Annotated in this window: 17 protein-coding genes; 8 read left to right on the top strand and 9 right to left on the bottom strand. The window is 47.4% G+C overall.

The features are described 5' to 3' along the window. From ACOQO5_RS06900 to ACOQO5_RS06890, 3 genes are all read right to left on the bottom strand, one after another. On the bottom strand, window positions 1-131 hold a 131-nt coding region (locus ACOQO5_RS06900), incomplete at its 3' end, for a YicC/YloC family endoribonuclease (protein WP_420580956.1). Between the two features lie 18 nt (window positions 132-149). Further along, window positions 150-1,322: an alpha-isopropylmalate synthase regulatory domain-containing protein gene (locus ACOQO5_RS06895; protein WP_420580955.1), complete on the bottom strand. Its 1,173-nt coding sequence runs from the start codon at window positions 1,320-1,322 to the stop codon at window positions 150-152. A 175-nt stretch (window positions 1,323-1,497) separates the two neighbouring features. Continuing rightward, window positions 1,498-1,806, bottom strand: a complete 309-nt coding sequence (locus tag ACOQO5_RS06890; RefSeq protein ID WP_420580951.1) for a hypothetical protein — start codon at window positions 1,804-1,806, stop codon at window positions 1,498-1,500. 628 nt (window positions 1,807-2,434) lie between these two features. On the opposite strand from ACOQO5_RS06890, the gene ACOQO5_RS06885 reads away from it, so the two are divergent. After that, window positions 2,435-2,818, top strand: a complete 384-nt coding sequence (locus ACOQO5_RS06885) for a hypothetical protein (RefSeq protein ID WP_420580950.1) — start codon at window positions 2,435-2,437, stop codon at window positions 2,816-2,818. A gap of 698 nt (window positions 2,819-3,516) precedes the next feature. Here ACOQO5_RS06885 and ACOQO5_RS06880 read toward each other — a convergent pair. Both ACOQO5_RS06880 and ACOQO5_RS06875 read right to left on the bottom strand, forming a co-directional pair. Continuing rightward, window positions 3,517-3,999, bottom strand: coding sequence for a thioredoxin domain-containing protein (locus ACOQO5_RS06880; protein ID WP_420580949.1), 483 nt, complete (start codon window positions 3,997-3,999; stop codon window positions 3,517-3,519). A 187-nt stretch (window positions 4,000-4,186) separates the two neighbouring features. After that, on the bottom strand, window positions 4,187-4,927 hold the full coding sequence (locus ACOQO5_RS06875) for a chorismate mutase (protein WP_420580948.1): 741 nt from the start codon (window positions 4,925-4,927) through the stop codon (window positions 4,187-4,189). A 316-nt stretch (window positions 4,928-5,243) separates the two neighbouring features. Between ACOQO5_RS06875 and ACOQO5_RS06870 the strand changes: the two genes are divergently transcribed. From ACOQO5_RS06870 to ACOQO5_RS06850, 5 genes are read left to right on the top strand one after another with little or no spacing between them, the layout of a single operon-like run. Next, window positions 5,244-5,726: a GDP-mannose 4,6-dehydratase gene (locus ACOQO5_RS06870; protein WP_420580947.1), complete on the top strand. Its 483-nt coding sequence runs from the start codon at window positions 5,244-5,246 to the stop codon at window positions 5,724-5,726. Continuing rightward, the gene (locus ACOQO5_RS06865; RefSeq protein ID WP_420580946.1) at window positions 5,726-6,202 is read left to right on the top strand and encodes an NAD-dependent epimerase/dehydratase family protein; all 477 of its coding nucleotides are present in this window, start codon (window positions 5,726-5,728) and stop codon (window positions 6,200-6,202) included. Before ACOQO5_RS06870 ends, ACOQO5_RS06865 begins: the two co-directional genes overlap by 1 nt. Window positions 6,203-6,254: 52 nt before the next feature. Continuing rightward, window positions 6,255-7,226: an ABC transporter permease gene (locus ACOQO5_RS06860; protein ID WP_420580945.1), complete on the top strand. Its 972-nt coding sequence runs from the start codon at window positions 6,255-6,257 to the stop codon at window positions 7,224-7,226. Beyond that, on the top strand, window positions 7,208-7,423 hold the full coding sequence (locus tag ACOQO5_RS06855) for a hypothetical protein (protein ID WP_420580944.1): 216 nt from the start codon (window positions 7,208-7,210) through the stop codon (window positions 7,421-7,423). Before ACOQO5_RS06860 ends, ACOQO5_RS06855 begins: the two co-directional genes overlap by 19 nt. 43 nt (window positions 7,424-7,466) lie before the next feature. Beyond that, window positions 7,467-8,639 carry a lipocalin-like domain-containing protein gene (locus ACOQO5_RS06850; RefSeq protein WP_420580943.1) on the top strand — a complete coding sequence of 391 codons (1,173 nt, stop codon included), beginning with the start codon at window positions 7,467-7,469 and terminating at the stop codon, window positions 8,637-8,639. A gap of 45 nt (window positions 8,640-8,684) precedes the next feature. Here ACOQO5_RS06850 and ACOQO5_RS06845 read toward each other — a convergent pair whose 3' ends face one another. The 3 genes from ACOQO5_RS06845 to ACOQO5_RS06835 are packed head-to-tail and all read right to left on the bottom strand — an operon-like array spanning window position 8,685 to window position 10,337. Next, entirely contained in the window at window positions 8,685-9,242 is a 558-nt protein-coding gene (locus ACOQO5_RS06845) for a DALR anticodon-binding domain-containing protein (RefSeq protein WP_420580942.1), read from the bottom strand. Continuing rightward, window positions 9,169-9,993 (bottom strand): arginine--tRNA ligase, encoded by an 825-nt coding sequence (gene argS / locus ACOQO5_RS06840; protein WP_420580954.1) that lies wholly within the window; start codon window positions 9,991-9,993, stop codon window positions 9,169-9,171. Before argS ends, ACOQO5_RS06845 begins: the two co-directional genes overlap by 74 nt. 41 nt (window positions 9,994-10,034) lie before the next feature. Beyond that, window positions 10,035-10,337: a hypothetical protein gene (locus ACOQO5_RS06835; RefSeq protein WP_420580941.1), complete on the bottom strand. Its 303-nt coding sequence runs from the start codon at window positions 10,335-10,337 to the stop codon at window positions 10,035-10,037. 272 nt (window positions 10,338-10,609) lie between these two features. On the opposite strand from ACOQO5_RS06835, the gene ACOQO5_RS06830 reads away from it, so the two are divergent. Continuing rightward, the gene (locus ACOQO5_RS06830; RefSeq protein ID WP_420580940.1) at window positions 10,610-10,888 is read left to right on the top strand and encodes a hypothetical protein; all 279 of its coding nucleotides are present in this window, start codon (window positions 10,610-10,612) and stop codon (window positions 10,886-10,888) included. 32 nt (window positions 10,889-10,920) lie between these two features. Here ACOQO5_RS06830 and ACOQO5_RS06825 read toward each other — a convergent pair whose 3' ends face one another. Next, on the bottom strand, window positions 10,921-11,904 hold the full coding sequence (locus ACOQO5_RS06825) for a HEAT repeat domain-containing protein (protein ID WP_420580939.1): 984 nt from the start codon (window positions 11,902-11,904) through the stop codon (window positions 10,921-10,923). A gap of 15 nt (window positions 11,905-11,919) precedes the next feature. On the opposite strand from ACOQO5_RS06825, the gene ACOQO5_RS06820 reads away from it, so the two are divergent. Next, on the top strand, window positions 11,920-13,386 hold the full coding sequence (locus ACOQO5_RS06820) for an LptF/LptG family permease (protein WP_420580953.1): 1,467 nt from the start codon (window positions 11,920-11,922) through the stop codon (window positions 13,384-13,386). Window positions 13,387-13,410 lie beyond the last annotated feature (24 nt).

The following is a 13,410-nucleotide window of genomic DNA, read 5'->3' as shown; positions in this document are numbered from 1 at the left end:
CCCTTTTCAAGATGGAGGAGCTCTCTTGGCTGCAGCACTCTTATCTCAGTTTGTTTCCGATTAATGGAACTGATTTGAACAGAAATCGTTGTTCCTTTAGTACAAACTTCGGCATTCCCGAAACCGGTCATACTTATCATAATTGAATATTAACTATTTGCACCAAGAAGTGCATTCAGGCCAGATAAAACCGCACGAACAGCAGCCTGGTCGATGTTATTGTTAATACCAACCCCGATACGAGATTGTTTTGTATCTCGAAGTCCTATTTTAATAAAACAAATTGCTTCTGCGTCCGCTGACATCCCCATCGTTTCTTCCGCATAGTCTCGAAGAATGAACTTCGGTAAAGAGTCGATTGAACGAAGAGCCCGGACAACGGCTGATATAGGCCCATTACCTTTACTGCGAAGAATTAATTTCTCGTCGTTGTAGAGCACATGGAGCTCGCCTTCAATGATAACAGGATCCGCTTCCGAAGGCCGTGGCCAGTAATTAATTAACTTAATGGGGTGATCGTGGGTGACATACGTCTTTAGAAAGATATCCCAAACCTCTTGACTCGAAATCTCCTTTGCTGCTTTGTCGGCATGTGCCTGAACATGTTGAGCAAGATCCACCTGGATCCAGCGAGGCAACTTAATATGATAATCCGTTTGCATGACATGGGCAACACCTCCCTTGCCGGATTGACTGTTTATACGAATAAACCGCTCGTAAACCCTACCAATCGTACTCGGGTCGATATGCAAATAAGGAACCTTCCAGCCATGGTAGTGCTTAGTTACCTCATCTTTTCTCGCGAGTCCTTTGTGAATCGCGTCTTGGTGTGATCCCGAAAAAGCGGTAAATACAAGCTCACCAGCATAAGGATGACGAGGCTGAACGGCGATAGACGTAATGTCTTCTACTGCTTTTGAGATCTGGGGTAGATTACTAAAGTTTAACCCCGTGTTGATCCCCAAGTACTCCAAATTGAGTGCGACGGTGGTCAAGTCGACATTACCTGTCCGTTCACCATGCCCAAAAAGTGTACCCTCTACTCGTTGTGCGCCGGCCAACAAACATTGCATCGTTGCTGCAACCGCACAGCCCATATCATTATGGTTGTGTACAGAGATAATTGTTTTGCCAGAATATTTCTGTTTTCGGATAAATTCTTCTATTAAATCCGCGTATTCGTTCGGAAGGCGGCGTTCCACCGTCTGTGGTAGGTTTAAGATCACCGGTAGGCCTTCAACCGGATTCCATGCCTCCACAACGCCGTCACACAAACGAACGACGAAATCCAAGTCTGAGTCCGTAAACTCTTCCGGGAGAATTCCAAACCGATCTCACTCCCGGCCATAGAGCTAACCCCTTCTTTAATTTGACGTGTAACTTTTACCGCCGTTTCTAACAATTTTCTCTGCGAAAGACCGAAGACAAACTTGGTATGAAGCTCGCTCGTGGCGATATAAAAATGGACAACGGCTTTTTTTGCTCCTTGAACAGCCTCTAGGGTTTTCTCACAAGATGTTCCCGAGCCTGAGTTAAAACCGAAATGGTTACATCATCCGGGATCAAACGATTTTCAATCAATTTCCGACAAAATTGAAAATCATCAGCAGATGCGGAAGGGAACCCGACCTCGATCTCCTTAAAACCAATATCAAGCAGTAACTGAAAGTATTGTTGCTTTTGTTCTGGTGTCATCGGATCTGGTAGTGCTTGATTCCCGTCCCGTAGATCAACGGCACACCAAAGCGGTGACTTCGTTATTGAAGCCGAAGGCCACTGCCGATTGGCGTTCGGTACTTTTGGCATCTTGGCATATTTAACTGAACACATAATTTTATGAATTATTCATACTAGCGCATGAAATTACGCATTGCTGATATAAGTTTAGTCAATCAATTTGTTTTATGTAGTGTCTGAACGAAAACCCATGAAACGATGAAAACGGTAATCGAGGACGATTACCCTCCAGCCTCAAAATGGAAGGTTGTCTGGAGTATTTGGAGGGCGAGAATCCTCGCTCGCCGAGGTTTTCGGTCAAGCACTACATAATGACATAAACTGATAATATGTTCCTAACGCTGAGTGAATTCAAACTTTAGATGATGTGAAATGTATACGGGCAGCAGGCATTGAATGAAATAATCAGGATCGGTTTGCGCACAAAAAGATTGATGGTCAGGTCAACATGGTGGAGTCAACTCCGACAAGTAAACGTAAAGAAGCGCCCAAATTGGCCCCTTATGTACCGAAATTCGCACGTTTCACGCTCATAGAGTTACTTGTGGTTGTTTCCATCGTATTTGTACTAATTGCGATTCTTTTGCCAGCAACCGTTGAGGTCAAATCCAAGGCTGAGCAAAGTTTTTGTATGAACAATCTCCGGCAGATCGGTATCGCCGCCTTCTCATATAGCGAGGACTATGATCAGTATGTTATGCCAGGAAAATTTGAGACCACTACGGTTAACAACTACAATCATTGGATTAACTATATGTTTGCAGAGTTGATCGATGACGCTTCCGTTTTTGTTTGTCCAACCTTAAATGACGAGGACAACTTTAACCCGGCCGGAGGGGATAACACAATTTTTGAGGCGAGCTATATTATGAATCTGATCCGTCCCGGAAATTGGGCGGCGCAGACATTGGGAGTGATCCCGATAAATCACGGGGTTGGGGCACTACCACCGAGTATATTCGCATTCAAGAAGTTCGAGATCCATCGACGAAAATCCATATCATGGACGTTGCCGAGGGGGGTATCCACTACAATCACAGTGGTATTGGCAAATTCTCAGAAACAGATCACGGCATCATAAAAATTCCCCCGACAGCCGGATTTCGCCGCGTAGGATTTCACCACCCCTCCGGCTTCAATGTGCTCATGGGAGATAACCATATCGAGTCAATGAAGTGGACGGAACACAACCAATGGGTCGTCGTCGTGAAATAAGGGGCTCCCATTCTAGCCTGGACTATTCATTCGATTTTGCAGAAAGAGTTATTAAGCCGTTTATTTTCAGGAAGTTACGAAATTTTAAGGGCAAAAAATATTAATCCCGCCTAGCCCAAGTTTCCCGCTTTGTGCTGTAACCCATTGGAAATCAACGACTCAATTTTGAGTAACTACAAAGTCGATGATTTTTGTGATTTCGGCCCAATTTTTTGGATTAGAGTAGCTGTGAGTGCTTCCGAGCTCGGATTTTCTTCGATTTGACACCATGAGCTACCATAGCATAGAAACCATGCGACAAAAAAAATTTTTAAAAGTTTTAGTAACTACTTTGGGAACCAAAAAATAATTTTATTGTAGTGACAATAGCTTATGACTCTAACGCACCGATATGTCGCAACAATTTCGTGATTGTCGCATGCCTAGTGGGGAAAGTCGGGCTAGAGGCGGGATGAAGTCTAGAAATTTTCTCAAGTCTTTGAAAATGAACGAGATAAGTTCTCGTAGAAATCGCATAAATATCTAGGCTAAGTTTTTCCCAATTTAAAATCTTTACGGTGAACTCTAATTATCTATTAACCGATTCAGTACGCGCGTGTAATTTTCCTTGGGTTGTACGCCGATAAACGAATTTTCGAGTTGGGCATTCTCGAAGATTCTAATATCAGGAATCGAATTAATCTTAAAGCGACTGGCGAGTGAGCTAAATTTATCGATATCCACCGCAACGACTTTTATGCTTTCGCTGTATTCTACGGCAATTTCGTTGATCGTTGGCTTCAGCATATGGCACGGCCCACACCAATCTGCATAAAAATCCACAAGCACAATGCGGTTTTCATCTAGCAATTGGTTAAATTCATCCGACGAGGATAGTTTGAGCACATGTCCCGCGGACTGACTTTGTCGGACTGGTTTTGCATTTGCTGATGTTGGCCCACTATCGGTGTCTTTTCCACATCCGCAAAAAAGGCATCCGATCATAGTGATTCCCAAGAGGGTAAGAAGCTGGCTTGAATACTTGGCTAGCTTGTTGTCTCTACTCATGATTGAAAGATTTCTCCTTAATAAGGATTCATTGTCTACCATGATTTATCTAGTCCCTGACCGAAAACCTCGGCGAGCGAGGACTCTCGCCCTCCAAATATCCTAGACAACCTTCAATTTTGAAGCTGGAGGGTTATCGTCCTCGATTACCGTTTTCATCGTTTCATGGGTTTTCGGTCAGGCACTATCAGGTTAGACGCATCAATAAATACTCAATTTCCACCTCTTTAGTAAGCGGTATTACCCATTTTTCGTAAAGATTTCGAACGGTTTGAGGCGCGATTTTATAACCGAATTCATCCGTGTCCACATCAATATCTCGACCATAGGCCGCTGCCTTTTGTTCCACACGGCGTAGTAATTTTTTCTCGACCTCTTTATTTGTGATCTTGTCCAAAAGTCCAGGGCGATTGGCTGAGCTGATGAGGGCACTAAACATCTTAGGATTTTTTTGGAATTTGACCTCAGCCACAAATTTTCCGTAGTGAATTCGCTTTGAAAGCGCCTGCAAACAGACGACGTCGCAGGTGGCACTTGATCCATAATTCTCGTCGTCGCCCTCTTCGCATATCTCCGGGACGATATGTTTTTGATACATTTCATGGATTTTGTCGTTGATATTAAGAAAGGACACATTGATCGTGTTTTGGTAATCTAGAGGCGGCAGTATAGGCTCCGGTAGTGCGTCGAAAAATGGATGTTCATCCGGACTTGTGTAACGGCGCACTTTCGCATGAATTTTCTCCGTTTCCCATAGTAGATAGTCGGAAAAGCTACCATTAAAACCGTGGATGGGTATTCCATGACGCCTGTAAATAATTGGATTCAACTTGAATTGAGCACGCTCAATAAGGGCGAAAATAATCGTTTCCTCTTGCCGAATCAGGGCACTACGCAAGTTGTCTAGACATAAATTTTGAACTGTCATCACTACAGTGTAGGAAAAATACCCGCAATAGTAGATTAGATTTTTTGAGCGAATTGCAAATCTCGTTTCAGCTGAATTGCGTCTCAACACACACATCTCTGTCGATCATGCGTAACATGTATAGTGTCAACGCTATGCATGTTACGCATGATCGACACATCAATGAATTTTGCCCTCGAAATTCGGTTCGAACATGGTTTTGCGATTGGCTCTTTTATAAAAAAAAATTTGAAATAACGTGACCTTGAAGTACTTATACCGGATTTCAAATTCGTACTAATTCAAGCTATTAAAAATTCGGATACACAGACCACATATGAAAATACTTGTCACAGGTACAGCGGGATTCATTGGATTTCATTTAGCAAATGCTCTTTTGGACGATGGCCACGAAATAGTAGGACTCGATAACTTTAATTCGTATTATTCTGTTCAATTAAAGCGGGACCGGCACGCCATCCTCGAAAAACGTGATGGTTTTTCAGGAATTGAATGCGATCTTTGCGATAATAGTAACCTCAAAACTATTTTCAGCAAACATAAATTTGACCACGTATGCAATCTCGCCGCCCAAGCCGGAGTACGATACTCGTTAACAAATCCGGAAGCGTACCAGAAATCGAATGTCGAGGGATTCTTAAACATCCTTGAAATATGCCGTAACGCAGAGATTTCGAGACTTGTATATGCATCGAGTTCTAGTGTCTATGGAGGCAATACGAAGCTACCCTTCAGTGAATCGATCGCGTTGACAATCCGCTTAATCTCTATGCAGCGTCAAAAAAGGCAAACGAGTTAATGGCACATGCCTATAGCCATTTGTATGGGTTGCAAACCATTGGATTACGTTTTTTTACCGTCTACGGTCCGTGGGGACGGCCCGATATGGCGATGTGGCTATTTATCGAAGCCATGTTAAAGGGGGAGCCCATTAAAGTATTTAATCGTGGAAAGATGCAGAGAGACTTTACGTACATTGATGACATAATTCAGGGAGTAAAGGCCAGTCTTTTCAATGAAGGTCTTGATAAATTCGAGATTTTCAATTTGGGCAATCATAAATCGGAGAACTTACTCGAGATGATAGAAATGTTGGCGAAAGAGGCGGGAACTGAAATGAAGAAAGACCTCCTGCCAATGCAGCCAGGAGATGTGGAGGCGACATGGGCCGACATTGAACACGCCCACTCAAAATTAGGCTTTAAGCCGACGACGTCGATCTCCGAAGGAATTCCTAAATTCGTCCGATGGTACCGTGAGTACCACAATTGTTAACTGAGTGTACAAACTATCAACCAAAGTTTTTTAAGAAAGATAACACGTCACTATGGTTCAAGATTTTATAAATAGGCTAGAGACGAAAGAGACACGCGTTGGCGTTGTGGGGCTTGGCTACGTTGGATTGCCCTTACTCATCGAATTTTCTAAAGCCGGGTTTTATGTACGCGGCTTCGATGTAGATATCAATAAAATAGAGCAACTTAATGAAGGGACCTGGCTCGACAATATTCTGGCCGCCGACATCTACATCAGTCCGGCCGGCCAGAATTTGCGCATCGACGGCCAAATCGATCCGACCTTCATCGCCGATATCCAACAAAAGGAAGGAGTCAAACAGGTCAACTTATTGCAGGCAACCACCGTTTTTGGAGAGAATTACCAACCCATAGAGATTCGAGCCGTGACGCCCCAGCCAGACGAAACGCGCCGCCAGAACACCTGGTTATGGGCCGCCGGCAGCCCCGATGATGTTTTCGCCGCGCTCGATCAGGGAGCGGTCATGATCTCCGAAGTGTTTGCCCGAAGATTTGATCTGCCCCTGGACGCTCCTTCGGAGATCACCCTGATGGCTGAAAATGGAGCTAAATCTTTCAACGTCGTCGCTATTTTTTACGATTATGCCCTGCCCGAATTGGGCTACGTTTTGATGCGGATGCAGACTTATCGGACCTACTGGCCTGACGATGACGAGATTACGAATGTCTCCCTCTTCCTGGAACCGGAGGCCATTCCCAGGGCAGACCTCATCACCCAGGAATTGACGGATGAATTTGCCGCGCGATATCGACTTTCACTCTCCTCAAATCGAGCCATTAAAGAGAACGCCCTGGTGGTTTTCGACAGAACCTTTACGATCACCGCCGCGCTCCGGCTGTTGGCAACGGTGGTCGCGTTTATTGGCGTCCTGAGTACCTTGATGTCGCTGCAACTGGAGCGGACCCGAGAGCTGGGCACGTTGCGGGCAAACGGCATGAGTCTGCCCAGCTTTGGGGTAAAACCATGCTGGAATCGGGCTTGATTGGGCTAACGGCCGGCCTGCTGGCCTTGCCGCTGGGTTGGCTGCTGGCCTACATCCTCATTTACTTTATCAATCTACGCTCGTTCGGCTGGTCTTTGCAGATGCGTCTCGATCCAACCATTTTCATCATGGCCTTGTTAGTCGCCCTGGTAGCCGCCCCTGTTGGCCAGCGTCTATCCGGTGCTGCGCTTGAATAGAATGAAAATCGCGATTGCTATTAGAGATGAATAAAGGATAAATATGAAAATAACGTTCATAATTATTGCCCTGCTCATCATTTCAGGCTTCATTGTGGTGCAATACGATCAAATCAACCCTACCTCTGCTGAAATCACGGCCGATGTTGGGAACCTGGTCGCCGAAGAATATACCGCAGAGGGCTTTCGCAAGGCTTACGAGATCATCCCCTTTGAGTTTCCCAAGGATCACGGGCCTCATCCCAACTTTCGGGCGGAATGGTGGTACTACACCGGCAACCTGGCCGACGCCGAGGGCAATCGTTACGGATATCAATTTACCATCTTTCGGCGCGGCATCGTACCCGGCCAGCCGGAACGGGAGTCAGAATGGGCCACCCGCCAGATCTACTTCGCTCATTTTACCGTAACAGACGTATCAGGCGAAACGTTTGAGTATCATGAGCGATATAGCCGCAGTAGCCCCGACCTGGCCGGAGCGCAAGGCCAGCCCTATTATCATGTCTGGATCGATGACTGGTCCGCTCAGGAGATCGAGCCGGGCCAGGTTCGGCTCAAAGCTCAAGATGGCGATATCGGCATCGACCTGATCTTGGAGCAGGCCAAGCCGGCGGCTTTGCAGGGAGAGCGCGGCCTGAGCGCCAAGAGCGACGAGCCGGGCAACGCCAGCTACTACTACTCCTTGACCAACAATCCAACTCACGGTACGATTACGACCCCACGCGGCGTTTTCCAGGTCAGCGGCAACTCCTGGAAGGATCGGGAATGGAGTACCTCTGACCTGGGCGAGAGCGCCGTCGGTTGGGATTGGTTCTCGCTTCAGTTGGATGACCAGCGAGAGGTCATGTTTTACTATATCCGCCGTGAAGATGGCAGCGCCGAGCCGGTCTCAGCCGGGACGGTCATCTATCCCGACGGCAGCGTCCGCTCTCTTGGCCTGGACGACGTCCAGATTACCAACCTGTCTGACTGGACCAGCCCCCATACGGGCGCAACGTACCCCGCCGAATGGAATTTTGCCGTTCCCGGCGAGGGCATCGATTTACATATCACGCCGTTACTAAACGATCAGGAGTTACAGGTTTCATTTACCTATTGGGAAGGCGCGGTGAAGGTAGAGGGAACACAGAATGGGTATGGATATGTTGAGTTAACGGGGTATCGGAGAGTTTGCGGGGCGGACGTAACCCAAACTTATCTCATTCATAACTCATAAAAGCCGGATGATGGAGTCGAGGCTTTAGCCGGGTAATGCCTCCTTTTACATCTGTTCCGGCGCGCTCATTCCCATCAACCGCAGCGTATTGGCCAGTGTAATCATGGCCGCTTTGACCAGCTTGAGCCGGGCCGCGCTCAAGTGAGGCTCGTCGGGCATGACCACCCGGCAATCCCGGTAGAAGGCGTGGAAGGCCGAGGCCAAATCCTGGGCGTAATAGGTCAAATGGTGAGGCGCCAGCGTTTGGGCAATGTGGGCTACCACCTCCCGCAAGCGCAGCATTTGCCGGATCAACTCCAACTCCGACGGATGGGTCAATAGGCCCACGTCACCGCCCGCCATTGTCGCCCCCTCCTCTTCGGCCTTGCGGAAGATGCTGGCAATCCGGGCGTGGCCATACTGGACATAGTAGACGGGGTTCTCGTTGCTCTGTTTAGTAGCCAGGGCCAGGTCGAGCTCCATCTGGCTATCGGCCGAGCGGGTCAACAGCATGAAGCGGAAGGCGTCCGCGCCAATCTCCTCGACGACCTCACGCACGGTGATAAAATCCCCGGCGCGCTTGCTCTGCCGAACCGGCACACCATCTCGGGTGATGGTTACCAACTGGTAGAGGATAATGGTGACTTTTTGCGGGTCTAAGCCCAGGACCGGGCCGCATTTTTGAGCCGGTTGACATGGCCATGATGGTCGGCGCCCCAAACGTAGATAGCCCGGTCAAAGCCGCGGCCAGCCAGCTTATCCCAGACATAGGCGATATCCGAAGCAAAATAAGTCGGCCGGCATCGGAGCGAATAATCACATTTTCCTTATCGTTTTCATCCTCGCTCTTTAGCCAGACCGCCCCATCTCGCTCGACGGTCATATTACGCCCGCTGAGTTTGTTGAAGGCCAGGCCATAGGTTCCCTCATCATATAAACTTTGCTCCGAGAACCAGCGGTCGAACCGGACGCCGATCAGGGCCGCATCTTCTTTCACCCCGGCGATAATATTATCCAGGGCATACCGTCGCATAAATGGCAGAACTTCGGCCTGATCGCTATGGAGGTATTTATTGCCAAACGCCTGGGCCGCAGCTCGCCCCATCTCGACCAGATACTCTCCCTGGTACTCCTCCGGCTCGGGCGCAGCCTGGCCCAAAGCCTGGGCGTAGCGGGCATACATTGCCTTACCCATGTTATCGACCTGGGTGCCCACATCATTGATGTAATATTCTCGCTGAACCTCATAGCCCGCCATTGCCAAAACATTGGCCAGCGTATCGCCCAAAACCGCGTTCCGCCCGGAGCCAACCACCAGCGGGCCGGTCGGGTTGGCGCTAATATACTCCACCTGAACTTTTTTGCCCTGGCCCAGCTCGACCCGGCCAAACTGGTCGCCCTCCGTTAAAATATGCTCTACCTGCCGGGCCAGCCAGGCGTCAGACAGGCGAACGTTGATAAGCCGGGATGGGCCACGCTAAATTCGGCAATGTAATCAACCCGCCCCGCTCGCTTGATAATCTGGCCGGCAATTTGGGTGGGCGCCATGCGGGCATAGCGGGCCAAACCCAGGGCGACAGGCGTAGCGTAATCCCCGTGTGATGGATCCTTGGGCCGCTCGACGACAATCTCAGGGATATCGAATTTGGGTAGATCCCCCTTTTTCTGGGCTTTTTTAATCGCTGCTTTGATTAATTGGGCAATCTCGTCTGCTAACAAAATCTTGACCTCTCGAAGTGTTGAAATTTATTGGCCAGCACATTTTGATATTGGAAGGTTGGAAGACGGGAAGATTGGAAAGCTGGATGGCCAACGACCAGCCTTCCAATCTTCCGGCCTTCTGAGTCTCTTGTTAAGTTTTAAGTTATTGAACTATTCTTTGATAGCATGTTATACTAAAAATCCAATTCATCAAAAAAAGGAGTAATTATGCGGCATTTGATCCGTCCTGGCCATTTTTCCACGATCTCCGCGAAGCCCTGGGCAGCCCAATGTTTCTGCTGGGCCTGGGCGTCATTGGTCTCTTCCTGGTCTTGTATATCAGTTTTCAATTTCTCTATTTACTCATCCTGCTCTTTGCAGGAACCATTGTAGGCCGGGTTCTGATCGGCCGGCGCTGCCCCAAATGTGATGGCCTCCTCAAAGAAACCGGCGCTGAAAACAAAAAAGACGATGCCTTTGTCATGCTCATTACCTGGGCCTGTCCCCGCGACGGCTATACCGAAACCGAAGAAACTAAGAGCAATGTTGGCCTATTTGGCACGAAATGACTGTGCCTTGATAAAGCGTTTCATACGAGCCATTACATCTGCCAGCCAACCTCCAGGGCATGAAGCGCCAGCAAGAGATACTCGAGCCGGGTTGCCTCTGTTTCCCCCAATCGTTCAGCGCAAGCCTGTAGGATCGTTGCCGCGCAAGCCTCGAAATTTTCGGGCGGCAGCAGGCATATCAAACGGCTCAAAAGCGTCGCGCCCTGCTCCAAATCGTTCCTGGCTAAGGCATCGATACAGCCATCTAAGGTATTCAGCAGCTCATTTCCTGCGCGTTCCTTGCTTATTTTACGCTTTATCGTCGTTAGCGCCTGGGCCGTAGCCGTACCCGTATCCTGGCGAGCCTGGCGTAGAAGCTGGATAAAGTGGCCCTCGTCGCCGGCCAAACGAGCTAAGGATAGGGCCAATTCCATGCGCGCCCCTTCGTTTTCAAAGGTGTAGAGCAGGTCTAGCAGCAGCTTATCAGACTCTTTGGCCCTTAAGTTGCCCAGGGCCGAAGCGTAGGCCATCTGTAAACCCTTGTCTCTTTCCTGTTGTAACCGCTCCCGGAGGGCAGGCGTGATTTCTCTGTCGCCCAAAGCCCCCAGAGCCCGGGCGCAGTGAGCCTGAATCGAGTTATATGGCGAACTCAAGCCCTGGCGTAACGCTTGAGCGGCTCTCTCATCGCCAATGCGACCCAGGGCCCAGGCGGAGACGGTACTCAAGGCCAACTCCGTTCCGTTGAGCGTCTGAATCACGGCCTCGGTTAGACGTGGATCAGGCCGCATGCGGGCTATTGAAATAATGGCCTCAAAGCGAACGTTGAAACGAGGATCCTCTAAGACCTCGAGCAACTCCTCCACCGTCAGCGGGCTCTTGGTCCCGCCGAGCCGCTCGGTTATCTGGATCACATCACGCTCATCTTTGGCCAGGTGATATCCTACGAGCGAGGTAATGGCCAGAAAGGGATTACCCCGCAAAAAGAGGCCGGCAAATTGTTCAACCGTTACCTGGGTATCGGCGCGTACCCCTCTCAAAAGTAACTCACAGCTATCAAAGGTTCGGGAATTTCTCTTCTCAGAATAATATTACCCGCATTTGTTTTTTGCTTGACTTTGGCATTGGGGGCGTTTTTGTTGAGTGATCGGGTCGTGCCAACAGCCAATTTACGAGCCTTTAGTTTGTTGTATGATATTAAACAAACCAAGCCAGCCCTAGATCTCCGAGAAGGCCAGTTTTATAATGGTATTCCTAAATACAGCATCAAAATTGAAAAAAAATATCCAGATGGAATCTCAATCAAGGGAATAGTCATCTATGATCACACCGCTGGCTCAGGTAATAAAACTGTAATTCTTGCAGACTCCTGTAGAATGTATTCATTTATGGGGGATAGATACCTAAGGATGGATTTATTCAATGGGAATTATTATGTAGAAGAAGAAAAGGCCTCTGGCCGAAAAGGTAAGGATCAGATTACGCAGTTTGTTAGAACCAGATTTGCTAATATGGATCTGGTATTTAGTTTGGCTTCTTTTGATTTGAATGATACAGACGAAAACCTGTTTGCAGATAATCGATACATGAAAGGCATCAAAGAATTGACTGCAAGTATTGATTCAATGCATCATCATATGCTGATATCCAAATTTAAAGTGTACGGCAGTGTAGCTAGTTCCTATAAACTACATATGGGTGGTTATATACCTCCACCTCAGGATTTGATAAGAGAAAAAGAGACGCTTGATTCACTAAAAAAACTCAGGGTTGCTTTGAGAGATTCACTACGATTGATAGCGGACAAAGGTAAGAGTGACTCACTGAGGAATCCCGTTGATTCTATTCCTAAAAAGAAGTTGGCAACGAAACCTTTTACAAGAGTTAGAAATAAAACGACTAGAGGTGTAGTTAAATCAAAATCTAAGAATTATCAAGCCAAAAAGAAATTAGAGAAGAAGGTACGTTTAGATAGTCTGTTTATTAATAGTGATTCATTGGTCACTTTGGTCAAACATAAAATGGATAGTGTTTATGACAAACAAGGGGTTAGAGATCAAGTCTTATCTAGAGCAGTAGGCAATGCGAGGAATATAAAATCTACTTTGAATAGTAACGTGCTTAAGATGCGAGGATTGAAAACCTCTATGGATTCGCATGTGGTAGAGAAATATAAAAAATATGCGCAGGCTTTTTCATGTATTGTAATGTTCCTAATAGGAGCTCCTCTAGGAGCAATTATAAAACGTGGAGGATTAGGGTTTCCTGTGATCATCTCCATTTTCTTTTTTATCATTTTCTATGTGCTTACAAGTGTAGGAGATAAATGGGCAAAGAGCGGCGTGGTAGATGGACTTTATGCAGCATGGATGGCCAATGTTGTGTTGTTTCCAATTGGTGTCTTCTTTCTTAAACAGGCAAGAAAGGATGCGAAAATATTTGATGCGGACTTCTACAGTGTTTGGATTGATAATGCTAAAAACTGGTGGGAGGCTAGAATGAAGAAAAAGCAAACTGCATAAGGTTTTGTTTTAATGAATTGAATA

The organism is Reichenbachiella sp. (assembly GCF_965223055.1).
Taxonomy (GTDB): Bacteria; Bacteroidota; Bacteroidia; order Cytophagales; family Cyclobacteriaceae; genus Reichenbachiella.
Note: the sequence above shows the minus strand (reverse complement) of the source record. Positions and strands in the feature narration are given on the sequence as shown.